This is a genomic window from Kineococcus radiotolerans SRS30216 = ATCC BAA-149, from assembly GCF_000017305.1.
GTDB lineage: Bacteria > Actinomycetota > Actinomycetes > Actinomycetales > Kineococcaceae > Kineococcus > Kineococcus radiotolerans.
This window is the reverse complement of record NC_009664.2, coordinates 3,524,109-3,550,183: the sequence shown is the minus strand read 5'-3', so window position 1 is coordinate 3,550,183 and position 26,075 is coordinate 3,524,109. Positions and strand designations below refer to the sequence as shown.

The window sequence follows — 26,075 nt, the reverse complement described above, 5'->3', positions numbered from 1 at the left end:
CGATCGCCGGCGCCGCCGCCCGGCGACCGTGCGGGGGGATCGTCCCGCGCCGCGGCGCGGGACGATCGAGCGGGGTCAGTCCCCGGCGTGCGGGCCCGCCGCCCGCACCGGCAGCGGCGGGTCGAAGGTCTCCGGCAGCGCCCGCAGGGCGCGGGTCATCGCGGCCGGCCCGTCGAACTGGAAGCCCAGCTGCGTCGCGTAGGCGGCGCAGGCCTCGACCTTGGCGTCGAGCTCCTCCCCCGTCGGGTACCGGGGGGACCCGGCGGGGGCGTCGGCGCCCGGACGCAGCACGTAGGGGGTGTCGGCCCAGCGCGCCAGCGGCAGGCCGCGGTCGTGGGTGAGGGCGTCCACCGCGGCGCGGACGTGGCGGTGGTCGACGTGGTCGCCGAGGGCCTGCGGCCCCAGGAGCAGGTCCACCGGGCCGGGGAACCCGTCCAGCACCTCGGCCAGGGCGGCGCGCACGACGTCGGGGCCGTCCTCGTCGCCGGGCGCGACGGGGCCGAAGAGCGCCGCGGGGCTGCCGTACCCGCGGTGCGGGGCCTCGGCCAGGGGCAGGTGCCGGCCCCGCACCCCCAGCGCCGCGGTGGCGGCGGCGTCCTCGGCGCGGCGCAGCGCCATGTAGTCCACCTCGGGGGGCAGCCCCTTGTCGGTCTGGCAGGCCAGGGCGAAGCCCGTGGGGCCGGGCACGGTGGCGGTGAACACCGTCACGACGTGGACCTCCGCCCCCGCCGCGGCCAGCCCCGCCAGCAGCCCCCCGGCGGAGAACGCGGCGTCGTCCAGGTGCGGGGACACCGCCACGACCCGCACCGCGCGCCCGGCGGTCTCGGCGGGGCTCACAGCAGGTGGGGGGTGCGGAGGAACCGGCAGTCGGCGTCGGCGGTGGCGGGTTCGATCCCCCGCCCCGCGCTGGTCGGGCGCCGCGCCGGTTCGAGCCCGGTCCACGAGGTGTCCGGGGCGCTCCCGGCCACCCGCTCGTAGACCGCCTCGACGCGCGCCGTGAGCGCCGGCCAGGACCAGACGTCGCGCACCTCGGTGAGCGCCCGCCGGGCCAGCTCCGGGCCCAGCGCCGGCTCGTCGAGCAGCCGGCGCAGCGCCGCGACGAGGCCCGCGACGTCGCCCACCTCGTGCAGCAGGCCGTTCTCGCCGTCGCGCACGCAGTCGACGACCCCGACGGTGCGGGTCGTCACCACGGGCAGGCCCGCGGCCATCGCCTCGAGGATGGTGTTGGAGAAGCCCTCGGACTGGGTGGGCGAGACGAACACGTGCCCGTCGCGGTAGACGGCCGGGGCGTCGGGGTAGGGGACGTAGCCGCGCTGCTCGACGGCCCCGCCCAGCCCCAGCTCCGCGACGAGGTCGGCGACGGCGGTGACGTCGGGCCCGATCCCGGAGACCAGCAGCCGCACGTCGCGCTCCTCCGCGCGCAGGGTGGCCAGAGCGTGGAGGAGGTCCAGGACCCCCTTGCGGCGGTCCACCCGGCCGTGGAACAGCAGCGTCACCGGGCCCGCGCCCGGCAGCGACCCCGCGGCGGCGTCGTCGGCGGGGCGGAACGCGCCGGTGTCGGTGGCCCCGCCCACGAGGTCGAAGCGGGCGGGGTCGGTGCCGTGGTGCTCGACGACCTCGTCGGCGAAGGTCCGCGAGCCGATGAGCACCGCCCCCGCGCGGTCCAGGACGGTCCGGATGCCCAGGGAGTGCGCCGGGCAGCACAGCCCGACCCAGTGCCCGTCGCCGCCCTGGACGCTGACCACCGAGGGCAGCCCCAGCGCGGCGGAGGCCTCCAGCACCGCCATCCCGGTGGGCCAGGCGTACTGGGCGTGCAGGAGGTCGAAGGGTTCCTCGGCGTGCAGGCGCTCGACGGTGGCGCGCATCGCGGCGATGTCGGCGTCGAAGTCGGCGGGTGAGCCGTCGGCGACGCGCTGCTCCCCCAGCGCCTCCAGGCCCACCGCGCGCACCCCCGCCGGGACCCGGTCCGCCGGCGGCGGCCCGCCGCCGTAGACGGCGCTGCCGGTGGGGTCGCCGCGGAACTGCGAGACCAGCACGACGTCGTGGCCGCGGGCCACGAGCCCCTCGAGCAGCTTCTCCGCGTAGACGCTCATGCCCGACACCGCGGGCCAGTAGCGACGGCTGACGAAGCAGATCCTCACGCCGTCCACCCCTCCGCGCGGGCCACCGCGGCCGCGTGCAGCGCCGGTTCGCGGTACAGCGGGTACAGGTCGCCCAGGACCCGGTCCAGCGCGGCCCGGTCCAGCCAGGCGGGGGCGCCGAACCGTTCCCGCGCGGCGTCGGTGAGGTGGACGGGCTCGGCCCCCGCGGGGACGCCGTCGCGCCCGGGGACGCCGAGGCCGGCGATGCCGTGCAGGCCGGTGCGCCCGTCGCCGCGTTCCAGCAGGTCGGCCAGGCCCCGTTCACCGATGCGCCCGTAGCTGACGATCTCGACCTCCAGGCCGGGGACGACGACGCGGGCGACGGCGACGTCGTCGGCGGAGCAGTCCAGCACCAGGACGTCGAACCCGCGCTCGCGCAGCAGGCCGACCAGGTGCGCGGCCAGGGCCCGCTGCTCGTCGGCGCCCTCGGGGGCGTTCCAGGTGGGCAGGGTGTCGAACCGGCGGCGGCTGCGCTCGGCGAGCACCACCGGTTCCAGCAGTTCCCGCAGCTGGGCCGCGTCGCGCTCCAGCCACCCCAGCATCCCGCGCAGCGCGCGCTGCTCCTGGGTCGAGGGGTCGGCGGCGTAGCGCTCCACGTACCCGGGCGGGCTGATGCGGCGGACGGCGTCGAGGTCGCCGTGGGTGAAGGCCTTGCGCGAGCGCGCGGCGGCGAACTCCAGGACGGCCTTGCGCAGGGCGACCTCGCGGTCGGGGTGGGCAGCCTCGCCGGCCGCGGTGACCATGACCGGCTGCAGCGGGTCGTCGTCGGCCCCGACCACGGTGACGTTGACGATCCCCCACCAGTCGTTGGCGAGCTTGGGGACGACGCGCACGCCCTGCGCCCGCAACCGGGCCAGCGCGTCGCGGGTGACGGGATCGGCGACGAGCTCGTCGTCGGTCCCGAGGTCGAGGACGATCCCGGTGTCCAGGGCGCGGAACCGGGTGCCGTTGCCGTCGCGCTGGAGGAGTTCCCCGATGCCGTGGGCCACGGCCCGTTCCAGGCTGTCGCCGGCGCCGAGCCCGTTGCCGTGCCGGGTCACCAGGCGCGGGAGGTCGTCGACGAACCCCTCGGGCAGTTCGTCGGCGTCGCGCAGGACGACGTCGGCGGGGGCCCAGACCCGTTCCCCGGTCCCCCAGCGCTGCAGCGGCAGCCAGTTCAGCGGGCTACCGGGGTGGTAGGGGGATCCCGCGTCCAGGCACACCGACGGCGGGTCGAGGACGGCGTCGGCGCCGAACTCCGCGACCAGCTCGGCGCGGGTCCCGCGCCGGTGCTCCAGGGTGGAGACCCGGCGCCGCAGCAGCCCCAGTTCCGCGGACTCGCCCCAGCTGGAGCGGCGCGCGTCGGCGTCGGTGGCGCCGTAGCCGTGGCCGATGGCCGCCGCCCCCGCGGCGCCCGTCGCCGCGATCGTCCACCACGACGGGACGCCCACGGTGTCGAGGCGGTAGGTGGGGAACTGGAACCGGTCGCGCTCGCCGAGGACGTCGCGGAAGCGCTCGGTGGCGCGGTGGTCGCCGTCCTCCCGCACGGGGTGGTCGACGGTCAGGGACCGCAGGGCGGGTGGGTTCACGCGAAGACCCTCACGTTCTCGTCGAGGAGGTCGAAGGGCACCGGGGCCGCCGACGGGGGGTGGGTGAGCATGTGGTCGACCAGGGCGACGACGTGGCGGGTGGTGACGCCGCGGGCGAACTCGAACGGGCTGAAGACGGTGTCGAACCCCAGCGCGCCGAGGATCTCGCGCACGCTGCGCAGTTCCGCGCGCGAGAGCGGGATCTGGGCGTGGAACGCCTTGTGGGCGCTGAGCGCGGCGGGGTTCCCGTGCTCGTCGAGGTCGATCTTGAGGGAGTCCCCGCAGAAGAGCAGGCCGCGGCCGGCGTCGTGCAGGACGCTGTGCCCGGGGAAGTGGCCCCCGGTGCGGTGCAGGGTGATGCCCGGGGCGAGCTCGGTCTCGTCGTCGGCGGGCCAGGTGACGCGGAACGCCTTGGTCCAGGTGAGGTCGTGGACGCCGACCGACACGACGGGCGGGTCGAGCTCGTCCTGCAACTGCCACAGGCCGCCGAAGCCGTGGACGTGGCTGGAGGCGAGCACGCGCAACCCGCCGCGCCGGCGCAGCTCGGCCAGCGCGTCGGCGGAGTACCACGGGGCGGCCTCGAAGCCGAGCAGCCCGTCGGCGGTCTCCAGCACCCAGCCGTGGGAGCCCAGGCCCACGACGGGGTCGCACCAGAACTCCGTCACCCCCGGGACCGCCTCGCGCCACGAGGTCGTGACGAGGGCGTCGACCTCCGTCTCGCGCAGGAACGCGAACCCCTCGACGGGCAGTTCGTTGCGCACGTCGGAGCACACCGGGCACGAGGGCGGCGGGGTGGTGGCGAACCACCGCTGCCAGTGCCCGCAGTTCGTGCAGGAGTACGCCCGGTGCGTGCGGTGGGCCCGGGTGGGCAGCGGGGCGAGTTCCCCGGCGCGGACCCCGCGCAGGGCGTGGGAGTCGTCGGGACCGGTCATCGTCGTGCCTCCGCGGGTCGGGTCTCCTGGACGGTGAGCGCGCCGTGCAGCAGGCGCAGCAGGTGCAGGTCGCGCGACATCGGGAACCGCCAGTCCCCGCCGCCGGTCACCGCGGCCTCGAGGGCGCGCAGCTCCCCCGTGAACGGGGAGGTCTCGCGGTCGAACTCGACGTCGCGGGACTCCCCGGTGGTGGCGTCGAGGAACTCCACGCGCCCCCCGGCGTCCTGCCCCATGGTATCGGTGGCGACGAGCTGCCCCGCGGTCCCGACGATCTCCAGCCGCCGGCGCGGCAAGGTCTCCACGGTGTTGAAGGAGTTCGAGATCGTCACCAGCACACCGGAGGACGTGCTGCCGACGAGGACGGACCCGTCGTCGACGGCGTAGTCGTGCACGCGGTGCTGCAGGTGGGTGGTGGCGGTGACGACGTCCTCGCCGAGCAGCGTCCCGACGAGGTCCAGCCCGTGCGGGGCCAGGTCGACGTAGGCGCCGCCGCCGGCCCGGACGGGGTCGACGCGCCAGTTGTCGCCGGTCGTGCTGCCCGGCGGGGCCCAGCCGGGCGGCAGCCAGCAGGCGTAGACGATGCGGACGGCGGTGACCGTCCCCAGGTCACCGCGGGCCACCATCTCCGCCACCACCTCGTGGGCGGGGTGGAACCGCTGGTCGAAGGCCGTGGCGGCCACGACCCCGGCGCGTTCGCACCCCTCGACCAGGGCCGCGGCGTCGTCCAGGTCCGCGGCGAGGGGTTTCTCGCACAGGACCGCCAGGCCGGCCTCCGCCGCGGCGACCGCGACCTCGCGGTGGGCGTGGTTGGGCGTGGCGACGTAGGCCACCTGCGCGCCGGGGGTGGCGAACGCGGTGGCCGGGTCGTCGTGCGCGACGGCGCCGGGGAACCGGGCCGCCAGCGCGCGGGCGGCGGCGAGGTCCCGGTCGACGACCGCGACGACGCGGCTGGTGGCGGAGGCGGCCAGGGCGGGGGCCATGTGGTCGCGGGCGACCCAGCCCGCGCCGGCGATGACCCAGCCGGTGCGGGGGTCGGTCTGGTCGTCGGGAGTGGTCACGGGTTCTCCTCGGTCGGGTTTCAGCGCACCGGGATGCCGGCACCGGCGAGCACGCCGAGCTGGAACCGCTGGACGGTGCCGGGGTGGACGATGTCGAGGTCGTCGAGGGCCTGGGCCGCGGTGAAACCCGCGGCGCGGGCGTGGTGGTGGACCTGCAGCACGCGGTCCAGCACGTCGGCGGTGTTGAACACCCGGCCGACCGCGGTGTCCGTGGTCTCCCGCCGGGGCAGCAGGTCCCGCAGGTGCGCGGCCAGGCCGAGGGGGAGCTGGCGCAGGGAACGTTCCTCCAGGGCGGCCAGCACGGGGAGGTAGTGCTCCCCCAGCAGCACCTCCCCGCCGAACCCGGCGTCGGGCAGGTCGCCGTTGGGCAGGTGGTGGGCCAGGGCGACGAGGAACGCCTCGCCGCGGTCCACGCCGAAGCGGGGAGCGACGAGGGCGGAGTACGCGGCGGTGACGAAGCAGTGGTCCCCGTGGCTCTCGGGGGGTTCGACGACCACCCGCGGCAGCACCGGGTGGGTGGCCCCGGCCCGGGGCTGGCGGACGAGGGCGTCCACGAAGGCCGGGGCGGGCGGGAGGAGCTCCTCGTCGAGGGGTTCGGGGTCCAGGGCCGCGCGCAGGTCGGCGAGGTCGCCGAAACCCCCCTCGGCGGTCGCCGTGACGGCGTCGAAGGCGCGGCGCAGGACGTCCAGCCGCTCGTCGCGGGTCAACCCGGCGGTGGCGAGGACCGCGGCGTCGACCCCGGCGAGGCGAGCCGCCACCAGGGCGTGGGAGACCTCGCGCAGCGCGAGGTCGCGCACCCGTTCCGGGGACCAGTCCCGCAGGAGGGTCCGCCAGGACCGGGTGAAGGCCCGGTCGGCCAGCGAGCCGGTTCCGCGGGCGTCGCGCAAGCGCTTCACATCGGCCAGTTCGCGCAGGAGCTGCAGCGTCGAGGGGGCGACCACCGGTTCGTCGGGGCCGGAGTTCCCCCCCGGGGAGGGGTTCGCGGGGACGTCGGAGTTTCGGGGCCCGGTCACCGGTGACCTCGAGCGGCAGCGCCCGGGAGGAGGAGGAACACGCCGTCACCGTGCCACCGGGTTCCCGGGTCCGCACATCGAACCCCCGTGACGCTTCTCACTCCCCGTGATCGGTTCGTACCCCGTGCGCGGCAGGCGGAAACGTGGTGCCCTGCTGGAGGCGCCCGGTGGAACAACCGCCTCGCGGTCGGTCCCCCTGCCTGCGCCGCACCGCGAACACGAGGAGCACCCGTGCCCAAGACCTCCCCGACGCCGGCGACGCGACTGGCGTACAACGCGAACGGCCTGCGGTCGGTCAGCCTGGACGAGGCCGTCCGCACGCTCGCCGACTGCGGCTACGACGGCATCGAACTCTCCCTCAACGCCCAGCACGTCGACCCGTGGGCGTTCTCCGCGGCGGACGCGGACCGGTTGCGCGCGGTGCTCGACGCGACCGGGCTCACCGCCTGCAGCCTCGCCACCGGCGATCCGCACCTGCTGAGCGGGAACGCCTTCGAACCGGCCCTCGTCGACCCCGACCCCGCCGAACGGGCCCGCCGGCTGGACCTGCTGCGCCGCAGCGTCCGCCTCGGGGTCCTCGCCGGAGTTCCCCTCGTGGTGTTCTCCACCGGCCGGCGGCGCGCCGACGTGCCCCCCGCCCGGGCCGACGCCTGGCTGGACGAGGCCGTCGCCGTCCTGCTGGACACGCTGCACGAAACCCTGGACGCCGCCGGGCTCCCCCGCGGCAGCACGGTGCTGGGCGTCGAACCGGAACCGGACTTCCACTGCGCCACCAACGCGCAGGTCGCGGCCCTGCTGACCCGGACGGGCAGCCCGGACCTGTGGCTGAGCCAGGACCTCGGGCACTGCGTCGTCGTCGAGGACGACGCGCTGGGTTCGCTGGAACACCACCTGCCCCTCACCCGGCACCTGCAGGTCGAGGACATCGCCGACCGGGTGCACGCCCACCTCGTCCCCGGCGACGGGGACGTGGACTTCGACGCCGTGGGCGCGGTCCTCGACGCGGGCTACGGGGGGTGGATCAGCGTGGAGCTGTACGACCACGACCCCGTGCACCGCGAGGCCGCGCTGCGCAGCCGGGAGTTCCTGCTCCAGCGGTTCCCGTCGCTGTCCCGCGGGCGCGGCGCGATCGACCTCTCCGCGTTCGAGCCCGGGGCGGCCGCACCGGCCCCGGCGCGCTGAGGGGTCCCTCCCGCCCAGGGGGGGCCGTGGGCTCGGCCGGGGCGGCGGCGCGGGGCGTCCGGCCGTCGCGGCCCGGGCCGACGACGGGCGCGGCGGGGTGGCTGACGGTAGAACTGCACCATGGTCAGCACGCACGAGGAAATCGAAGTCAAGTACGAGCTGGAACCCGGTCTCGACCTGCCCGCCCTGCCCGCGCTGCTGCGGGCTCTGCCCGAGGCCGCCGAGCGGGGTTACCGGGAGGGCGACCTCGGGGAGTTCGACCTCGAGGCGACGTACTTCGACACCGTTGACCTGCGCCTCAGCGCGGCCCGCACCACCCTGCGCCGGCGCACCGGCGGCACCGACGCCGGCTGGCACCTGAAGACCCCCGGCGACGCCGGGGCCCGCGTCGAGCAGCGCCTCCCGCTGGGGCGCGCCGTGCGGACCGTGCCCGCCGCGCTGCGGCGGCTGGTCGAGGAGCTCACCGGCGGGAGCCCGCTCGTCCCGGTGGCCCGGGTGAACACCCACCGCAGCGTCCGCTCGGTGCTCGACGCCACCGGCACCCGCCTGCTGGAGCTCGCCGACGACGTCGTCGAGGCCCGCCGCCTGCTCCCGCTGGACGGCGCGGGCGAGGCGGCCGGGGCCGTGCAGACCTGGCGCGAGGTGGAGCTGGAGATCGTCGAGGGCGACCGCGCGGTCTTCGAGGCCGTGGACGCCGGGCTGCGGGCCGCGGGGCTGCGGGTCTCGAGCAGCAGCTCCAAGCTGAGCCGGGTCCTCTCCGGCGGCACCGGGGCGCCCGAGCCCGCGGAGACGACTGGAGCCGCCGAGCCCGCTGAGACGACCGAGCCCACCGAGCCCACCGAGCCCACCGAGCCCACCGAGCCCACCGAGACGACCGAGCCCGCCGGAGCGCCCGACTCCGCCGAGGCCCCCGCGCCGTCCGAGCCGGCGGTGGAGGAGCAGACCGCGCCGACCCGCGCGGAGTCCGCTCCCCGCGTCCTCGAGCACGCCGGTCCCCGGCGCAAGCAGCTCACCGCCCGGTCCCGGGCCGGTGACGTCCTCGTGGTGCACCTGGCCGAGCAGGTCCAGCAGGTCCTGGACCAGGACCCGCGGGTGCGCAGCGACGAACCCGACAGCATCCACAAGATGCGGGTGGCGACCCGCCGCCTGCGCAGCGCGCTGCGGACCTTCCAGCCGCTGCTGGCCCGCTCCACGAAGCCGCTGCGCGACGAGCTGCGCTGGCTGGCCGCCGAACTGGGCGCCGCCCGCGACGCCGAGGTGCTGCGGGACCGCCTGGTGCGCTCGGTCGCCACCCTCGACGTGGCCCCCGAGCTCCAGCCGGCCGACCCCGCGGCCGCCGGGGCCGTGCCCGCGCTCGTCGCGGACCAGCTGGGCCGGGCCTACCGGACCGCGCACGACCGGGTGCTGGCCGAGCTGGACTCCGAGCGGTACCAGTCCCTGCTCGACGACCTCCAGGACCTCGTGGAACGCCCGCGGTTCACCTCCCGCGGCGCGCGCCGGGCCGACAAGGTCCTGCCCCGCCGGGTGGCGAAGACCTTCGAGACGCTGTCCGGGCTGGTCGAGCACGCCTACCGCGCCGAGGCCGGCGCCGAGCGCGACGAGCTGCTGCACGAGGCCCGCAAGGCCGCCAAGCAGGTGCGCTACGCCGCGGAGGCGGTGGCGGTGGTCTTCGGCAAGGACGCGACGCGGTTCGCCCGCGCCGTCACCGACGCCCAGGAGGTGCTGGGCGAGCACCAGGACTCCGTGGTCACCCGTCAGCAGCTGCGCGACCTGGCCGCCTCGGCGCGCCCGGAGGTGGCCTTCGCCTACGGGCGGCTCTTCGCCCAGGAGGAGGCGCACGCCGCCGCCAGCGAAGCCGACTTCGAGGAGACCTGGAAGTCCCTGCAGGCCGGGCGCCTGCACCGCTGGCTGCGGTGACGTGAGGCCGCGCCGGGCGCGGGGCGGCGGGTTCACCCGTCGCCGTAGCGCGCCCGGCGCGCGGCCTGGGCGGGGTCCGACCCCCGCACCAGCGTCCGCAGCGCCGCCGGCGACCCGGCGAGGGCCACGTCCCCGCCGGTGTCGGTGCGCAGGACCCGCGTCCCCGTCGCGGCGAGCAGCTCCAGCGTCGAGGCCGCGGGGTGGCCGTAGTCGTTGACCTCACCGACCTCCACGACCGCGACCCGCGGGCGCAACCGGGTGTAGAGGCCCGGGAACTGGTTCGCGGAGCCGTGGTGGGCGACCTTCACCACGTCGACCGTCGTCCCGGCGGGCACCTCGGCCAGCGCGCGCCGCTGCCCGTCGCGCTCGAGGTCCCCGGTCAGCAGCACCCGCACCCCGCCGACGTCGGCGAGCAGGGCGACGCTGGAGTCGTTGACCTGCGAGGAGTCCGGCGCGGTCGCGCCGGCCACCCGGGCGGGTGGCCCGAGCGCGGTCCAGGTCACCGTCCCGGCGGACCCGCGCCGCCCGGCGCTCACCACCGCCACCGCGGCGCCCGCCTCGGCGGTGAGCCGCTCCACCCGGGCGGCCGTGGGCTGCACGGCCAGCGGGGAGACCAGCACCGCCCCCACCTCCCGCCCCCGCAGGGCCCCGGCCAGGCCCCCGACGTGGTCGGCGTGGAAGTGGGTCAGCACCACCGCGTCGAGGCGGTCCAGCCCCAGCCGGTCCAGGCAGCCGTCGACCAGGACGTCGTCGGGGCCGGCGTCCACCAGGACCCCGGCGGTGGGCCCCGAGCGCAGCACCACCGCGTCGCCCTGCCCCACGTCGCACCCGACGACGAGCCAGTCCGGTGGCGGCCAGGGCCCCGACGGCCCTCCCCACCGCGGTGCGCACCGCACCAGCCCCGCCCCCGACAGCACCAGCGCGAGGGCGAGGGCCAGCCACCGCCGGGGGCGGGACCCGGCGCGGCGGGAGCGGAGCAGCGCCGCCCCCGCCCCCAGCAGCAGCGCGGTGAGGATGAGGACCACCACCGCGCCCGCCGCCCCGGCGGGCACCGCCACCGCGACGGGCAGCCGCGCGGCGGCGCGGGCGACGAGCGCGATCCACCCCGCGCACAGCCCCGCCGGCCACGCCGCCCAGGTCGCCGCGGTCGGCGACAGCGGCGCCAGCAGCGTGGCCGCCAGCCCCAGGACGGTCGCGGGCGCGACGGCCGGGGCGACGAGGACGTTCGCGGGGACGGACACCGGGTTCACCGACGGCTGGAGCAGCACGAGCACCGGTCCGCAGACGGCCTGGGCGGCCACCGGGACCGCGAGCGCGAGCGCCACCGCGCGGGGCAGGCCGAGCCCCTCCAGCCGGCGGGCGAAGGGCGACCCCAGCAGGACGAGGGCGGCGGTGGCGAGCACCGAGAGCACGAACCCGAACTCCCGCGCCAGCCACGGGTCGGCCACCAGCAGCGCCAGCACCGCGGTCGCCAGCACGGGGACGCCGCGCACCGGCCGTCCCGCCGCGAGGCCGGTCAGCCCCACCGCGCCCATCACCGCCGCCCGCAGGACGCTGGGGTCGGGGCGGGCCAGGACGACGAACCCGGCGAGGCCGACGGCGGCGACCGCGAGCCGGGCCCGACGCCCGAACCCCAGCCAGGAGGCCGCCAGCACGAGGAGCCCGGCCACCAGGGTCGTGTTGGCGCCGCTCACGGCGGTGAGGTGGGTGAGCCCCACCGCCCGCATGGCCTCCTCCAGGTCGGCCGGGAGCCGGGAGGTGTCGCCCACGACGAGTCCCGGCAGCAGCCCGCGGGCGTCGGCGGGCTGGGGCTCGACGGCCCGGCGCAGCCCCTCCCGCAGCCGTTCCGCCCCGCGGTACGGGGCGGCGGGGGCGGCGAGCACGACCGGTCGTCCCGTCGCCGACACCACCGCCACCGCCCGCTCCCCGGCGGCGGCCGGCCCGAGCCGGCCGCGGAACCCGACGCGCTGCCCGAGCCGCACGCGCGACCACCCGTCGGCGTCGGCGAAGACGGTGACGGGCGCGGCGAGGGACAGGGTCCGACCGCAGGCGCGCAGCCCGGACACCGACACCTCGACCACGACGCGCGGCGGGCCGCCGGCGCGCGGCGGCGGGACCGGCCGCGGGTCCGAGCGGACGACGCCCGTGGCGCTGACCGCGACCCGGTCGGCGGCCAGGTCCGCGGTCCCGCCCTGCGCGGCCCGGGCCTGGTGCAGCACGACGGAGGCCAGCACCAGGGTGACCGCGACCAGGACGAGGAGCGGGCGCGCCCCGCGGCGGGTCACCAGCAGCACCGCGCCGGTCAGGGCGACGGCGGCGGCGCCCGCGAGCAGCGCGGCCCGGGCCGGTGCGGGGTGCGCCACGGCGGTGGCGGCCGCGGCCCAGGCCAGGACCGCGGCCGCCACCAGGCGCAGGTCGAGCACGGGTTCGCTCACGCGGTCACCAGGTCCCGCAGCCCGTCCAGCACCTTGGGCCCGATGCCGGGCACCTCCCCGAGGTCCTCCACGTCGCGGAAGGGGCCGTTCTCCTCGCGCCAGGCCACGATGCGCCCCGCGAGCACCTCCCCCACGCCCGGCAGCCCGTCCAGCTCCTCCGGGGTGGCGGCGTTGAGGTCCAGCGGCCCGCCCCGGGACCCGGCCCCGGGGGCGGCGGGGACGGCGACGGGGTGCTGACCGGGGACGGGGACGAGCACCTGCTCACCGTCGACCAGCACCCGGGCGAGGTTCACCGCGTCCAGGTCCGCGCCGGGCAGGGCACCGCCGGCGGCGGTGAGCGCGTCGCCCACCCGGCTCCCCGCCGGCAGCGTCACCAGCCCGGGGGCCGTCACGCGGCCGGTGACGTGCACGACCACGAGGGGTTCCCCCGACGGTGCGGAGGAGGCCGCGGGGGCGGTGGGGGCCGGGGGCTCGGCCCGTCCCGGCAGCGCCTCCCCCGCCGCGGCGGGGGCCTGGGGCCAGGTCCGCCAGGCGGCGAACCCCAGCCCGGCGGCCACCAGCACCGCGACGAGCAGGGCCCCCGCCGCCGCGCGCGGGCCCACCCGCACCCGCGCCGCCCGGATCCCCGGCGGGGTGCGGTCGGCGAGGCGGCGGGTCAGCTCCGCGACCGGGCCGGTGCGCGGGACGGGGGTGCCGGGCCCCTCGTCGAACTCCCCGCTGGACCCCCCGTCGAACTCCCCGCCGAGCCCCTCGTCGATTTCCCCGTCGAATTCCCGGTCGAACTCCCCGCTGGACTCCCCGTCGGGGTCCGGAGCGGACTCCCGCGCGGCCGGGTCCACCCGGCGGTACTGCCGGGACGCGAGCGCGCGGGCCCGGTGCGCGGGCTCGCGCGGGTGGTAGGAGGAGGGCACCCGGGCACGCTAAGCAGGTCGGCGGGGTTCCCGGCCCGTCCCGGCCCGGGGCGGTGGACGGCGGAACCCGGTCCGCCGTTGTGGAGACCGCGGCGGCGGCGGTGGGTAGCCTGCCCGGCATGACCGACACCGCCGTCCCCACCCCGCAGGCGCTGCTCGCGCAGCTGACCCTGGAGGAGAAGGCCGCCCTGCTGGACGGTTCGGACTTCTGGCACACCGAACCCGTCGAGCGCCTGGGGATCCCGGCGCTCATGGTCACCGACGGCCCGCACGGGCTGCGCAAGCAGACCGAGGGCGGCGACCACCTCGGCCTCGACGCCAGCGTCCCCGCCACCTGCTTCCCCCCGGCCGCCGGCCTGGCGTCCTCGTGGGACGTCGACCTGCTGCGCCGCGTCGGGGAGGCCCTGGGCCGCGAGACCCGCGCCGAGGGGGTTTCGGTCCTGCTGGGCCCGGGGGTGAACATGAAGCGCTCCCCGCTGTGCGGGCGGAACTTCGAGTACTTCTCCGAGGACCCGCTGCTCGCCGGCGACCTCGCGGCCGCGGTGGTCCAGGGGATCCAGAGCCAGGGCGTGGGCACGTCGCTGAAGCACTTCGCGGCCAACAACCAGGAGACGCAGCGGATGACGGTCTCCGCCGACGTCGACGAGCGCACGCTGCGGGAGATCTACCTCACCGCCTTCGAGCGGGTCGTGCGGACGGCGCAGCCGTGGACGGTCATGTGCTCCTACAACCGGATCAACGGCGTCTACGCCTCGCAGGACCCGTGGCTGCTGACGACGGTCCTGCGCGAGGAGTGGGGTTTCGAGGGCCTCGTCGTCTCCGACTGGGGCGCGGTCGACGTCCGCGAGGACGGCGTCCGCGCCGGTCTCGACCTGGAGATGCCGTCGTCCTCGGGCGCGGGAACCCGGCGCGTCCTCGACGCCGTCGCCGCCGGGACCCTGTCGGTGGATGACGTGGACCGGTGCGCCCTGCGCGTGCTGGAACTGGTGGGGAAGTCCCGGCCCGCGCTGGCCGAACCGGGTTCCTTCGACGCCGCGGCCCACCACGCCCTCGCCCGCGAGGCCGCGATCCAGAGCGCGGTCCTGCTGAAGAACGACGGGAACGCGCTGCCCCTGGCGGCGACCGGCGGCCCGGTCGCCGTCGTCGGCGAGTTCGCCCGCACCCCCCGCTACCAGGGAGCGGGCAGTTCCCAGGTGAACCCGACCCGGCTCGACGACGCGCTCGGCGCCCTGCGGGAGCGGTTCGCCGGTGCCCGCGAGGTCACCTTCGCCGCCGGTTTCGTCCCCGAGGACGAGGAGGTCCAGCCGGGACTGGTCGCCGAGGCCGTCGCCCACGCCGCCGCCGCCGAGGTCGTCGTGCTGTTCCTGGGCCTGCCCGCCGCCTACGAGTCCGAGGGCTACGACCGGGAGCACACCAACCTGCCGCCCGCGCAGCTCGACCTCCTCGACCGGGTCGTCGCGGCGAACCCGAACACCGTCGTCGTCCTCGCCAACGGGTCCGTCGTGAACCTCGAACCGTGGTGGGACGCGGTCCCCGCGGTGCTGGAGGGCTGGCTCGGCGGGCAGGCCGGGGGCCTCGCCGTCGCGGACCTGCTGTCCGGGGCCGCGAACCCCTCGGGCAGGCTCGCCGAGACGATCCCGCTGCACTACCGCGACAACCCCACCGTGGGGAACTTCCCCGGCGAGCACGGCCACGTCCGCTACGGCGAGGGCCTGCTCATCGGCTACCGCTGGTACGACGCGCGGTCCCTGCCCGTCGCCGCCGCGTTCGGCCACGGCCTGTCCTACACGACGTTCGACTACTCCGGCCTGGAACTGGTCGCCGGGGACACCGGCCTCGACGTGCACGTCACGGTCCGCAACTCCGGCGCCGTGGCCGGTTCCGAGGTCGTCCAGGTCTACGTCGCCGACACCGAGTCGACGGTGTTCCGCCCCGAGCAGGAGCTCAAGGGCTTCGCCCGGGTCACCCTGGAACCCGGCGAGAGCCGTGAGGTCGTCGTCACCCTCGACCAGCGCGCGTTCGCCTTCTGGCACGACGTGGCGCGCCGCTGGGTCGTGGAGGGCGGCGAGTTCGGGATCCGCGTCGGTTCCTCCTCCCGCGACATCCGCCTCGCGCGCACGGTCGAGCTGCCCGGCGACGAGGTCGGCCTCCCCCTCGCCGTGGACTCCGAGGCGGAGCAGTGGCTCGCGCACCCCGTCGTGGGGGGCCGCGTCCGCGACGCGCTGCGGGGGACCCCGTGGATGGAGATGCTCTTCGACCCGCGCAACGGGCAGATGATGCGGGCCATCCCGCTGCAGCGCCTCACCCGTTTCCCCGGGTTCCCCCTCCCCGAGGAGGACCTGGCGCAGCTCGTCACGGACGCGAACGCGTGAGCTCCCCCGCGTCCGGGCGGGTGGCGACGACGTGCGCCAGCTGGACGCGGGAGTTGATGCCGAGCTTCCCGAAGACCGCCCGCAGGTGGGTGCTGACGGTGTGGGGCGAGACGCCCAGCTCCTCGGCGATGGACCGGTTCGTGCCGCCCCGGCCGGCGCGTTCGGCCACGCGCCGCTCGGCGCCCGTGAGCGCTTCCCAGCCGCTGACCGGACGGGTCCCGCCGGCGGGTTCGGCCCTGCCGCCGCGGGACCGCAGGGCCAGCGCGCGCGGGTCGACGATGACGGTGCTGGCGCCCCAGGCCGCCAGGGCGTCGCTGGCCCGGCGCCAGGCCTCCACGGCCTCCGCGCGCCGCCGCGCGACGGCGAGCAGGGCGGCGAGGTCGCCGGCGGCCACCGAGTGCACGGGCACCCTCGGCCCGGTCGCCAGGACCCGCACGGCCTCGCCCAGCCGGTCCACGTCGCCGTCGACGAGGGCGCGGGCGTGCAGCGCGATGCCCTGGATGCCGGGGACGCCGGGGTTGCGCTCGGCGTAGCCGGCGGCGTTGGCCGCCGAGTCCTCGGCGAGCGCGGGGGCCCCGGCCCGCAGCGCCACCCGCACGATCTGCGGGGCGGAGTCGTAGTCCGGTCCCGCCCCGAGCAGGGCGTGCTCGCGGCGCAGGTCCAGGGCGCGGGAGAAGGCCGCCACGGCGGCCCGGTCGTCACCGGCCCCCTCGGCCAGGCGCCCGTCGACGACGTGCAGGGTCAGGCGCTGCCACACGTTGCGCGGGGCCAGCAGCGCGCGGGCCGCCTCCACGTGGCGGCGGCCGGTGGCGGTGTCGCCCCGGGTGCCGACGATGCGGGCCAGGACGCAGTGCGCCTCGGCCCGGTAGAGGGCGAACTCCTCGAAGTCCTCCCCCAGCCGGAGCAGGTGCTCGGCCTCGACCTGGGCGAGGGAGGTGCGCCCGGCGTAGAGCTCCAGCAGGGCGCGGCGCCACGCGTGCTCCGGCAGGGTCTCCCAGGCGTCGGAGCGGTGCACCTCAGCGGCCTCGGCCAGCAGGGCGCGGGCCTCGTCGTAGCGCTCCAGGCCCGTCAGGGCGGCGATCTCGGCGGAGCGCGGTGGCCCCCCGTGGCGCAGGCGGGCCTCGCGGGCGGGGACGAGGGCCTCGTGGTGGCGGCCCTGCCACGCCGCGGCCTCGGCCAGGGCGACGAGGGCGGCCTCCGCGGCGGCGGTGTCCTCCAGGCGCAGGGCGTCCTGGAGCACCCCCCGGGCCTCCTCGGCCGCGGCGGCGCCGTCGGGGCCCCGGCTGGACGCCTGGGCGTGCACGGCGCGCAGCCGCAGGCGGGCGGGAGCGGAGGCGGCGTCGTCGCCGGGGGGCAGGGCGGCCAGGGCCTGCGCCGTCCCCCGCTGGAGCTCCTCGTCGGCGGACAGCGCCCGCAGCGGCCGGGCGAGGTGCCACCAGACGCGGGCGGCGTCCCCGGCGGTGGTGGTGCCGCGCAGCAGGGTGCGGCCGAGCTCGGCCGCGGCCTCCACCTGCAGGCCGGCGGCGGCGGCGGTCAGCGCCTCCAGGCCGACGTCGAGGCGCTCGGGGCTGTCGGGGGGCAGCAGGTCCAGCGCGCGCTGGAGGAGGTCGGCGGCCGCGGCCGGGGTGGCCCGGGCGATCTCGCCGGCCGCGGCGCGCAGCACGTCCGCCGCGGCGCGCCGTTCCTCGGGGGTCGCGGTCACGGCGCCGGAGCGGGGCCACTGCCCGAGCACGTGGGGGGCGACGTGCGCCGCGGGGCGGCGCTGGCGCGTCATCACGGCCGCGATGTCGCGGTGCACGGCGGCGCGCAGGGACACCGGCAGGTCGTCGTGGACGGCCTGGCGCACGAGGTCGTGGCGGAAGGCGACGCCGTCGCCGTCCTCGTGCAGCAGCCCGGCCCGCACGGCCTCCTCCAGGGGCGCCATCAGCCGGGCCGCCGGCTGCCGGGTCACCTCGGAGACGTCGGCGAGGGTGAAGCGGCGCCCCAGCACCGCCCCGGTGCGCAGCAGCTCCACCGCCCCCGGCGGGAGGGTGCTCAGCTGGTGGCGCACGGCGAGGATGAGCTGGTGGGGCAGCGCCGCCCCCGCGGCGGCGGGCGCGGGGTCGGTCCCGCCCGGTCCCGGGCGCCAGCCGGCGAGGAGGGAGCTGACCAGCAGGGGGTGCCCGCCGGCGCGCGCCAGCAGCCGCCGCAGGGCGGGGTCGGGCTCGCCGCCGAGCTCCTCGCGCGCCAGCCCCTCCACGGCGTCGGCGTCCAGCGGCCCCAGGGTGAGCCGCGAGACGGTCACGAGGTGGCGGGCGGCGCCGGCCACCCGGTCCAGCGCTCCCCCGGGGTCGGGCCGCCCGGCCAGGACCCAGCAGACCGGTTGGCGGGCGAGGCGGCCGAGGACGACGCGCAGGGCGACGACGCTGAGCTGGTCGCTCCACTGCACGTCGTCCAGCAGCACGAGCACCGGCCCGTGCGCGGCGGGGACGGCGAGGGCGTCCGCGAGGCGCTCGACGAGCCACGGCTGGCGGTCGTAGAGGCCCCCGAGCTCGGCGAAGTCCTCCTCGGACAGCAGCGGCTCCGGCCCCGACCGCAGGGCGGACAGCAGCGTGGTGAGGGGGAGCATCCGCGAGGACTCCTCCGCGCTCCCGCTGCCGACCCGGTACCCCTGCTGCCGGGCCAGGGCGGCGACGGCCCGCAGGAACGTGCTCTTGCCGATGCCGGGGGCGCCCTCGACGGTCAGCAGGCCGGTGCCGCCGGAGCGGCGGGTGCCCGCGAGGACCGCGGCGGCCCGCCGGAGCTCGTGATCACGTCCATGGAGACGGTTCACGCCCCGCACCTCCGCACCACCCCCACGCCGGAGCATTCTGCCAGCGCCCCCTCGGAGGGGGTCCCGGGTCCGCGCCCGCGGGCCGGGAACCGCGTCCGACGACCTCGCACGATCGTGCGAGGTGCGCGGCGGGCGCAGCGGCTTGACTGCGGCCACGCCCCGTCCCCGGGGTCGACGACGGTGGAGGACGACGCAGTGAGCAACGGGCCGGCCCCGATCGGTGATTTCCTGCGTTCCCGGCGTGACGCGCTCCAGCCCGAGGACGTCGGGCTGGTCCGCGAGGCGGGGCGCCGGGTCCCCGGGTTGCGGCGCGAGGAGGTCGCCGCGCTCGCGGGCATCAGCCCGGAGTACTACCTGCGCCTGGAGCAGGGCCGGGACCACCAGCCGTCGCAGCAGGTGCTCTCGGCGCTGGCCCGGGCGCTGCGGCTGGACGAGAACCAGGGCCGGTACCTGCTGCGGCTGCTGTTCCCCCCGCTGCGGCCGCAGCGGCCGGCGGGCGGGCCGGGGCCGGTCGACCCGGACCTGCTGGCCGCGATGGACGGGCTGTCGCACGGGCCGGTGGTCCTGCTGGACCCGAACAAGGACGTGATCGCGGTCAACGCGGCGGCCCGGGCCGCGCAGCACGACGCCTGGCGCTGCGGGAGCAACCTGGTGCTGCACACCTTCGCGCCGGAGGTGAAGCTCACCCTGCCCGGGTGGGCCGCCCACGCCCGGGGGCTGGTCGCGGCCCTGCGCCTGACGGCGGACCTCGACGACCCCCGCCTGCAGGAGGTGGTGGGCACCCTCTCCGTGCGCGACCCGGACTTCCGCACGTGGTGGGCGTCGCACGAGCTGCCCTCGAGCGCCTCCGGTCGCGTGCCCTGCCCCGTGCGGGGCTGGGGGACCGTGGAGCTGCGGTGGCAGGACCTCGCCGTCCCGCACCGCCCCGGTCACCTCCTGAGGTTCTTCCACGCCGACGCCGGCAGCGCCGGCGAGGCCGCGCTGCGGGCCCTGACCGCGGAGGCGGGACCGGGCGGGGCGACGTCCCCGGCCGGGAACCCGTCCGAGGGGACCGCTCCCCGGTCCGCCCCGGCCCCCGGCCGTCGCGTGCCCGCCGCCCGGCGCCCCCTCCCCCACGCGGTCACCCGGGACCCGCTCCGCCGCTGAACCCGCCCCGCCGGTGGGCTGCGCACCCCACCGGGGGCCGCTCACGAGGGCGACGGCACCCGGGCCCGCAGGGCGGCCAGGCCCCGGTCGGCGTCGGCGCGCACCGCGGCGGGGGTCGTGCCCAGGACGGCGGCGATGCGCTCGTCGGACAGGCCGTCCAGGTGGCGCAGGGCCACCGCGGCGCGCTGCGCGGGCGGCAGGGCGCGCACCGCCGCGAGCAGCGCGTCGCGGTCGTCGGGGCCGTTGCCGGCGCCGGGGGGAACGGTCGCCGCGGCGGGGGGCCGCCGCCCGCGCACCCTGCGCCGTCGCCGGGCGGCGCTCTCGCGGACGAGCATGCGGTCCACCTGGACGACGGGGTCGGCCCCGTCCCCGATGCGCCGCCACCCCAGCAGCGCCCGGGCCAGGACCTCCTCGACGACGTCGGCGGCGTCGGCGGGGTCGCGCACCAGTCCCCGGGCCAGCCGTTGCAGCGCCGGCCCGCGCCGGACGACGAACTCCTCGAACCCCTGGCTCACGAGCGGTCCCCTCCCGGTTCCGCCGGGGCCGACGCGGGCGCTGCAGCGGGTGGGATCGGACGGGCGAGACCGGGACGGCCGACCACGCCCCCGACGGGAAACCCCTCCCGGAGGACGGGGGAACCCCGGCCGGGGACGTTCCCCGCGGAACCGACGGAACGGGTTCCCCCCGCGGAACCGGCGGAGCGGGTTCCCCTCGCGGAACCGGCCGGCGCCCCGGTCGACGAGCGGGAGCACCCCGGGGGCCGGGGCACCCGGTCCACCCGGCGCGGGGTCGTCGACGGGCACCGGTTCGCGGTGGGGTTTCCTGCGGGCACGGTTCCGGAGGCTAGCCAGGCGCGGAGGGAACCGTCCTGTCCCTGGGAGGGTCTGCCTGGGCCCGCCGGCGACCCGGGAACCCCGGGCGCAGCGCCCGGGGAGGTGTCACCGCGGGGGCGGAGCCGCGGAGATCCCCATGGTGCGCAACCGGTCCAGGCGCCGCGCGGACTCCGCGCCCACCGGCCGCCACAGCGTCAGCACGACACCGTCCCGCTCGTACCCCGGGGAGAGGTCCTGGAAGGCGAGCCGCATCCGGCCGACGACCGGGTGGTCCCAGTCGAGCCGGCCCGCGCTCGGGTCCGGCAGTGACGGCCGCGCCCAGGCCCGGCTGAAGTCGTCGCTGCGGGCGGAGAGCTCCCCCACCAGGGAACGGAAACCCGGGTCCTCCAGGTGCGTCTCCAGGGAGGTGCGCAACGAGGACGCGACCACCCCGCTGACCCGCCCCCAGTCGTCGGTGAAGGTCGGGACGACCGGGTTCAGGAACGTGTACCGCCCCAGGTTCACCCCGGGTTCGAAGGCCGCGCTCAGCCGCCGCGCCAGCCGGTTCGAGGCCAGGACGTCCAGGTGCCGGGTGCGCAGGACCGCCGGAACCTCCTGCAACGACTCCACGACCTGCTGCAGGTGCTCCGCGTCGGGTCCCGTGCCGGCCGGCCACGCGTCCTCGCCTGCTCGGGCTCTCGGGGGATCCGCTTCGTCGGGCACGCGGGTCAGGCTACGGGTGCGCGCCGGGCCGGGACTGACCCTGACAGGGGCACCGTCGGGAACCCGGGTGGCCGGCGCGGGAAATCCCCGCGCGGAGACCCCCGAGGATCGCCGCGGGCCCGGGGCGGGTCACCGTCCCGGGCCCGCGGGCGGGTGGGGTCAGCCGACCTCGGCCGCGGCGGCCGCGATGACGTCGGCCACCTCGCGCGGGTGGGTCAGCACGACCAGGTGCGGGGCGTCGAGCTCCACGGTCCTGCGCACCCCGGCCCGGGTGTAGCCGAAGCGCTCGACCTCGGGGTTGATGGTGCGGTCGACGCTGGAGACGACGCCCCAGGAGGGCCGGGTCCGCCAGGCCGCGGCCGAGGCCGGCTCGCCGGAGGCGAACGCCGACAACGGCCGCTGGAAGACGGCGAGCACCTTCGCCGTGGCCTCCGGGACGCCCGCCGCGAACACGGCGGGGAACGCCTCGACCGCGGCGGACACGTCGGTGCCGGGTTCACCGCCCTCGACGGGGTAGGGCGTGGACCCGAGGTGGGCGGCGAGGTCGGAGTCGGGGAACCCGCCCTGCAGCTGCCCCAGGCTCTCGCCCTCGGCGAGGGCGTAACCGGAGACGTGGACCAGGCCGACGACGTTCTCCGCGACGCCGGCGACGGTGATGACCGCGCCGCCGTAGGAGTGCCCGGCCAGCAGGACGGGCCCCTCGACCTGCTCGACGACGGAACGGACGTAGGCGGCGTCGGCGGCGAGGCTGCGGTTGCCCACCGGGGGACGCGGATGGTGAAACCGCGCTCCAGCAGGTCGGTGGTGACGGGAGCCCAGCTGGCGGCGTCGGCGAACGCGCCGCGGGCCGTCAGAGCGCGAGCGTCATCACGACGTGCGGGCGCTCCTCGCGCACCCCGGTCCACCCCTGGCTCATGCCGAGCTTGCGGCACACCGCGAGGCTGGCCGCGTTGTCCGGGGCGACGATCGAGATGAGCCGCGACAACCCCAGCACGTCACGGGCGTGCTCGACCCAGGCCCGGGCCGCCTCGGTGGCGAAGCCGTGACCCCAGGCGTGACGGGCCAGCCGCCAGCCGATCTCGACGTCGTCGGGGTACCAGCGCATCCGGTGCAGGCCGGTGAACCCGAGGAACTCCCCGTCGGAGCGCCGCTCCACCGCGGCCAGGCCGTACGGGAACTCGTCGAAGCGGGAGTCGGCGTAGTCGGCGAGGGCGTCGGACGCGGCCCGGTCCAGCACGGACGGGAAGTGCCGCATGACCTCCGGGTCAGCGTTCATCGACGCGAAGGGTTCCCGGTCGGCCTGGGTCCAGCGCCGCAGCACCAGCCGCGGCGTGGTGAGCCGGAAACCCTCCGCGTCGTCCACCGCGACCTCAGGCGGGGACGATGTTGACGAGCTTGGGCGCGCGGACCACGACCGTCCGCAGGTCGCGCCCGCCGAGGGCGGCCTGGACCTTCTCCGAGGCCAGGGCCAGTTCCCGCAACGCGTCCTGGGTGATGTCCGGGGACACCTCGAGGCGGTCGCGCACCTTGCCCTGCACCTGGACGACGCAGGTGACGGTGTCCTGGACGAGCAGCGACTCGTCGACGGCGGGCCACCCGGCCCGCGCCACGCACGGGTCGTGCCCCAGCAGGGACCACATGTCCTCGGCCGCGTAGGGCGCGAACAGCGACAGCACGACCGCGGTGGCCTCGACGGCCTCGCGGACGGCGGGGTCACCGGCCCCGGGCCCGGAGTCGATGGCCTTGCGGGTGGCGTTGACCAGTTCCATGAGGCGGGCGACGGCGACGTTGAAGCGGAACGCCTCGACGTGCTGGGACACCTCGTGCAGGGTCCGGTGGGTCACCGACCGCAGGGCGGCGTCCCCGGTGGTGGGGTCGACCCCGGGCTCGGAGGTGACGTCGCGGGCCAGGCGCCAGGCCCGGCCCAGGAACTTCGCGGAACCCGAGGGGGACACGTCGGCCCAGTCGATGTCGTCCTCGGGCGGGCCCGCGAACGCCATGGTGAGCCGGATGGCGTCGACGCCGTGCTCCTCCAGCTGGTCGGAGAGCCGGACGATGTTGCCCTTCGACTTGCTCATCGCCGAACCGTCCATCTGCACCATGCCCTGGTTGAGCAGGCGGGTGAAGGGCTCGTCGAAGGGCAGGTACCCCAGGTCGTGCAGCACCTTGGTGATGAAGCGGGCGTAGAGCAGGTGCAGGATCGCGTGGGTGACGCCGCCGACGTACTGGTCGACGGGACCCCACTGCGCGATGAGGTCGGTGTCGAAGGCCTTCGTGTCGTCGTGCGGGGACACGAAGCGCAGGAAGTACCAGGAGGAGTCGACGAACGTGTCCATCGTGTCCGGGTCGCGGCGCGCGGGGGAACCGTCGACGGGGCTGGGCACGTTGACCCAGTCCTCGGCCGCGCCCAGCGGCGAGGTGCCCTTGGGGGTCAGGTTCAGCCCCTCGCTCGGCGGCAGCAGGACCGGCAGCTGGTCCTCGGGGACGGGGACCTCGCCGTTCTCGGTGTGCACCACCGGGATGGGCGTGCCCCAGTAGCGCTGGCGCGAGATCAGCCAGTCGCGCAGGCGGTAGTTCTTGGCCGCGCGGCCCTTCCCGGCGGCGGTCAGGTCCTCGATCGCCTTCGCGATGCCGGCCTGCTTGCCCAGCCCGTCCAGCGCGCCGGAGTTCACCAGGACGCCGTCGCCGGCGGTGGCGGTCCCGGACTCCGCCGGGTCCGGCAGCGGGTTCCCGTCGTCGTCGCGCACGTCGACGACGACGCGGACGGGCAGGCCGAACGCCCGGGCGAAGTCGAGGTCGCGCTGGTCGTGGGCGGGCACGGCCATGATGGCGCCGGTGCCGTAGTCGGCCAGCACGTAGTCGGCGGCCCAGATCGGCAGCCGTTCCCCGTTGACGGGGTTGACCGCGTACCGGCCCAGCGGGACGCCGGTCTTCTCCCGCTCGGAGGACAGCCGGTCGATGTCGGAGGTCTCCTGCACCTGGGTGCGGTACGCCTCGAACGCCGCGCGGACGTCGTCGGGGGCGCCGGCGGCGAGCTCCTCGGCCAGGTCGGAGTCGGCGGCGACGACCATGAACGTCGCGCCGTGCAGGGTGTCCGGGCGCGTCGTGTAGACGGTGACGGGCTCGTCGCGGCCCTCGATGGCGAACTCGACCTCAGCGCCGGTGGAGCGCCCGATCCAGTTGCGCTGCATCGAGATGACCTTGGCCGGCCACTGGCCCTCCAGGGTGTCCAGGTCGTCCAGCAGCCGGTCGGCGTACTCGGTGATCCGGAAGTACCACTGGGTCAGCTTCTTCTTGACCACCTTCGCGCCGGAGCGCTCGGAGGTGCCGTCGGGCAGCACCTGCTCGTTGGCCAGCACCGTCTGGTCGACCGGGTCCCAGTTGACCAGGGAGTCCTTGCGGTAGGCCAGGCCCTTCTCGTACAGCTTCAGGAACAGCCACTGGTTCCACCGGTAGTACTCCGGGTCGGAGGTGTGCAGGACCCGGTCCCAGTCGAAGGAGCACGCGTAGCGGCGCATCGAGGCGCGCTGCTGGGCGATGTTGTCGTAGGTCCACCGCCGCGGGTCCAGGCCGCGCTTGATGGCGGCGTTCTCGGCGGGCAGGCCGAAGGCGTCCCAGCCGATGGGGTGCATGACGTCGAACCCGCGCTGCAGCCAGTACCGCGCGATGACGTCGCCGAGGGCGTAGGCCTCGGCGTGACCCATGTGCAGGTCCCCCGAGGGGTAGGGGAACATGTCCAGCACGTACTTCTTCGGGCGCTCGTCGCCCGGTTCACCGCTCCGGAACGGCTTGCGCTCGTCCCAGACGGGCAACCACTTCTCCTGCAGGGCGAACGCGTCGTAGCGCTGCCCGTCCTGCTCCTCGGCGCGGTCGGGCCCCGTGGCCTGCGTGTCCGTCTGCGTCATCTCGTCCTCCCGGTGCGTCCGTGCGTCCCGCACCGGAGACCTCCTCCGGACAGCGGAAGACCCCTCGCTCAGGAGGGGTCTCGGCGCCGGCACCTGCGAGGTCGCAGCAGCTCAGCGCCGGCCGGCGAGTCGGCGGGAAGACACGTGGACAGCCTACTCCGTCGGGCGCCCGGCGTGCCGGTCAGGCCTGCGGGCGGTCGGGGCGGGCGCTGCGGTCGGCCCGCCGCCGCCCCCAGCCGTGCTGGGGGGTGCTGCGGCGCAGGGCCCGGCGCTGGGCGAGGGCCTGCTCGGCGCGGACCAGCAGCTCGGGGACGGCGCCCTCGTCCCAGGGGGCGAGGACCGCGGCCCCGACCTCCACGGACAGCCGCGCGAGGCGTTCCCCGCCCTCGGCGGGGGCCGGGACGCCGGCGGCCGCCACCTGGAGGCGTTCCTGGGCGAGCCCGACCCGCACGCGGCGCTCCAGCTCCTGGGCGTGCAGCCCGGCACCGGGGCCCAGCACGACGAAGCGGCCCTCCTCGGTGCGGGCGACGACGTCGGACGTGCGGGTCGCGGCGCGCAGCGCGACCGCGGTCGCCGCCCACTCCGCCTCGCGCTGGTGGTGGGCCTGCTCGGGGGTCGGGGCCGGGCCGCCGAGCCGGACGGCGGGGGTGACCTCGACGACGCAGGCGTGCACCGCTCCCCCGGAGCGGCGAGCGGACTCCAGGACCTGGTTGCCGACGAGCATGAGGCCGCGCCGGTTGAGCAGGCCGGTCACGGCGTCGTCGACGTTCTCGCCGCGCGCGGCCTCCAGGGCCGAGAGCAGGGCACCCGCGGCCCGCTCGGCCTCCCGGTGGGCCCGGTGAGCGGCGGCCAGCGCCAGGGCCAGGACCCCGGCCAGGGCCAGCGCGCAGCCGAGGGCGACGAGGAGGGCCACCGTCGCCGGGGCGAGGGCCGCGGCGACGGCGCTGGCGAGCACGCCCACCGCCGGGACGGCGACCAGGACGGCCGTCCACGACCGGCCGCCGGCGTCGCTGCCCGCTCGCCGGGGGTGGAGCGGCGGCTGGGGTCCGGGGGCGCTGGTCACCCCGGGGACGTCGGCACGAGCCGGGGCGGGCTGGATGCGGCGGGAGGGTGACGAGCGCATCCGAGCATCGTCACCCCGCCACCCG

18 protein-coding genes and 1 pseudogene are annotated in these 26,075 nt (G+C 77.1%); 4 read left to right on the top strand and 15 right to left on the bottom strand.

All coding sequences use genetic code 11. The features are described 5' to 3' along the window. Positions 1 to 75: 75 nt before the first annotated feature. From KRAD_RS16840 to KRAD_RS16815, 6 genes are read right to left on the bottom strand one after another with little or no spacing between them, the layout of a single operon-like run. Positions 76 to 837, bottom strand: a complete 762-nt coding sequence (locus tag KRAD_RS16840; protein ID WP_012086851.1) for a PIG-L family deacetylase — start codon at positions 835 to 837, stop codon at positions 76 to 78. Then, positions 834 to 2,141: a glycosyltransferase family 4 protein gene (locus tag KRAD_RS16835; RefSeq protein WP_012086850.1), complete on the bottom strand. Its 1,308-nt coding sequence runs from the start codon at positions 2,139 to 2,141 to the stop codon at positions 834 to 836. The genes KRAD_RS16840 and KRAD_RS16835 overlap by 4 nt, the downstream gene beginning before the upstream one ends. Further along, a complete protein-coding gene (locus tag KRAD_RS16830) occupies positions 2,138 to 3,709 on the bottom strand; it encodes a YcaO-like family protein (RefSeq protein WP_012086849.1) in 1,572 nt (523 codons plus the stop codon). The genes KRAD_RS16835 and KRAD_RS16830 overlap by 4 nt, the downstream gene beginning before the upstream one ends. After that, positions 3,706 to 4,641 (bottom strand): MBL fold metallo-hydrolase, encoded by a 936-nt coding sequence (locus KRAD_RS16825; protein WP_012086848.1) that lies wholly within the window; start codon positions 4,639 to 4,641, stop codon positions 3,706 to 3,708. Before KRAD_RS16825 ends, KRAD_RS16830 begins: the two co-directional genes overlap by 4 nt. Further along, positions 4,638 to 5,699, bottom strand: a complete 1,062-nt coding sequence (locus tag KRAD_RS16820; RefSeq protein ID WP_012086847.1) for a Gfo/Idh/MocA family protein — start codon at positions 5,697 to 5,699, stop codon at positions 4,638 to 4,640. The genes KRAD_RS16825 and KRAD_RS16820 overlap by 4 nt, the downstream gene beginning before the upstream one ends. A 20-nt stretch (positions 5,700 to 5,719) precedes the next feature. Further along, positions 5,720 to 6,712 (bottom strand): HD domain-containing protein, encoded by a 993-nt coding sequence (locus tag KRAD_RS16815; protein WP_012086846.1) that lies wholly within the window; start codon positions 6,710 to 6,712, stop codon positions 5,720 to 5,722. A 231-nt stretch (positions 6,713 to 6,943) separates the two neighbouring features. Here KRAD_RS16815 and KRAD_RS16810 point away from each other — a divergent pair, with 231 nt between their 5' ends. Together KRAD_RS16810 and KRAD_RS24530 are read left to right on the top strand one after the other, a co-directional pair. After that, the gene (locus tag KRAD_RS16810; RefSeq protein ID WP_012086845.1) at positions 6,944 to 7,894 is read left to right on the top strand and encodes a sugar phosphate isomerase/epimerase family protein; all 951 of its coding nucleotides are present in this window, start codon (positions 6,944 to 6,946) and stop codon (positions 7,892 to 7,894) included. A gap of 120 nt (positions 7,895 to 8,014) precedes the next feature. Then, the gene (locus tag KRAD_RS24530; protein ID WP_012086844.1) at positions 8,015 to 9,811 is read left to right on the top strand and encodes a CYTH and CHAD domain-containing protein; all 1,797 of its coding nucleotides are present in this window, start codon (positions 8,015 to 8,017) and stop codon (positions 9,809 to 9,811) included. Positions 9,812 to 9,843: 32 nt separating this feature from the next. Here KRAD_RS24530 and KRAD_RS16800 read toward each other — a convergent pair whose 3' ends face one another. After that, positions 9,844 to 12,246, bottom strand: coding sequence for a ComEC/Rec2 family competence protein (locus tag KRAD_RS16800; RefSeq protein WP_012086843.1), 2,403 nt, complete (start codon positions 12,244 to 12,246; stop codon positions 9,844 to 9,846). Beyond that, complete coding sequence (locus KRAD_RS16795; RefSeq protein ID WP_012086842.1) at positions 12,243 to 13,157, bottom strand: ComEA family DNA-binding protein; 915 nt, start codon at positions 13,155 to 13,157, stop codon at positions 12,243 to 12,245. The genes KRAD_RS16800 and KRAD_RS16795 overlap by 4 nt, the downstream gene beginning before the upstream one ends. Before the next feature lie 119 nt (positions 13,158 to 13,276). On the opposite strand from KRAD_RS16795, the gene KRAD_RS16790 reads away from it, so the two are divergent. Further along, positions 13,277 to 15,529, top strand: a complete 2,253-nt coding sequence (locus KRAD_RS16790; RefSeq protein ID WP_012086841.1) for a glycoside hydrolase family 3 C-terminal domain-containing protein — start codon at positions 13,277 to 13,279, stop codon at positions 15,527 to 15,529. Here KRAD_RS16790 and KRAD_RS16785 read toward each other — a convergent pair. Further along, complete coding sequence (locus KRAD_RS16785; protein WP_041292172.1) at positions 15,510 to 18,341, bottom strand: helix-turn-helix transcriptional regulator; 2,832 nt, start codon at positions 18,339 to 18,341, stop codon at positions 15,510 to 15,512. The two genes, KRAD_RS16790 and KRAD_RS16785, sit on opposite strands and share 20 nt — an antisense overlap. Before the next feature lie 195 nt (positions 18,342 to 18,536). Here KRAD_RS16785 and KRAD_RS16780 point away from each other — a divergent pair, with 195 nt between their 5' ends. Further along, positions 18,537 to 19,487: a helix-turn-helix domain-containing protein gene (locus KRAD_RS16780; RefSeq protein WP_049821254.1), complete on the top strand. Its 951-nt coding sequence runs from the start codon at positions 18,537 to 18,539 to the stop codon at positions 19,485 to 19,487. Between the two features lie 41 nt (positions 19,488 to 19,528). Here KRAD_RS16780 and KRAD_RS16775 read toward each other — a convergent pair whose 3' ends face one another. From KRAD_RS16775 to KRAD_RS16750, 6 genes and pseudogenes are all read right to left on the bottom strand, one after another. Beyond that, positions 19,529 to 20,002: a sigma factor-like helix-turn-helix DNA-binding protein gene (locus KRAD_RS16775; RefSeq protein ID WP_012086838.1), complete on the bottom strand. Its 474-nt coding sequence runs from the start codon at positions 20,000 to 20,002 to the stop codon at positions 19,529 to 19,531. A 423-nt stretch (positions 20,003 to 20,425) separates the two neighbouring features. Beyond that, positions 20,426 to 21,022: an MmyB family transcriptional regulator gene (locus tag KRAD_RS24525; protein WP_012086837.1), complete on the bottom strand. Its 597-nt coding sequence runs from the start codon at positions 21,020 to 21,022 to the stop codon at positions 20,426 to 20,428. 159 nt (positions 21,023 to 21,181) lie between these two features. Continuing rightward, positions 21,182 to 21,876: pseudogene (locus KRAD_RS16765) on the bottom strand (alpha/beta hydrolase). Next, complete coding sequence (locus tag KRAD_RS16760) at positions 21,873 to 22,385, bottom strand: GNAT family N-acetyltransferase (RefSeq protein ID WP_012086835.1); 513 nt, start codon at positions 22,383 to 22,385, stop codon at positions 21,873 to 21,875. The pseudogene KRAD_RS16765 and the gene KRAD_RS16760 overlap by 4 nt, the downstream one beginning before the upstream one ends. Before the next feature lie 7 nt (positions 22,386 to 22,392). Next, positions 22,393 to 24,927 (bottom strand): leucine--tRNA ligase, encoded by a 2,535-nt coding sequence (gene leuS, locus KRAD_RS16755; protein WP_049821520.1) that lies wholly within the window; start codon positions 24,925 to 24,927, stop codon positions 22,393 to 22,395. 181 nt (positions 24,928 to 25,108) lie between these two features. Further along, entirely contained in the window at positions 25,109 to 26,050 is a 942-nt protein-coding gene (locus tag KRAD_RS16750) for a nucleotidyl cyclase domain-containing protein (protein WP_012086833.1), read from the bottom strand. Positions 26,051 to 26,075: the final 25 nt, after the last annotated feature.

What these genes read in the sequence shown, in the direction of transcription:
- KRAD_RS16825 (WP_012086848.1), bottom strand. Translation starts at nt 4,641, where the DNA reads ATGACCGGTCCCGACGACTCCCACGCCCTGCGCGGGGTCCGCGCCGGG.
- KRAD_RS24530 (WP_012086844.1), top strand. Translation starts at nt 8,015, where the DNA reads ATGGTCAGCACGCACGAGGAAATCGAAGTCAAGTACGAGCTGGAACCC.
- KRAD_RS16790 (WP_012086841.1), top strand. Translation starts at nt 13,277, where the DNA reads ATGACCGACACCGCCGTCCCCACCCCGCAGGCGCTGCTCGCGCAGCTG.
- leuS (WP_049821520.1), bottom strand. Translation starts at nt 24,927, where the DNA reads ATGACGCAGACGGACACGCAGGCCACGGGGCCCGACCGCGCCGAGGAG.
- KRAD_RS16750 (WP_012086833.1), bottom strand. Translation starts at nt 26,050, where the DNA reads ATGCGCTCGTCACCCTCCCGCCGCATCCAGCCCGCCCCGGCTCGTGCC.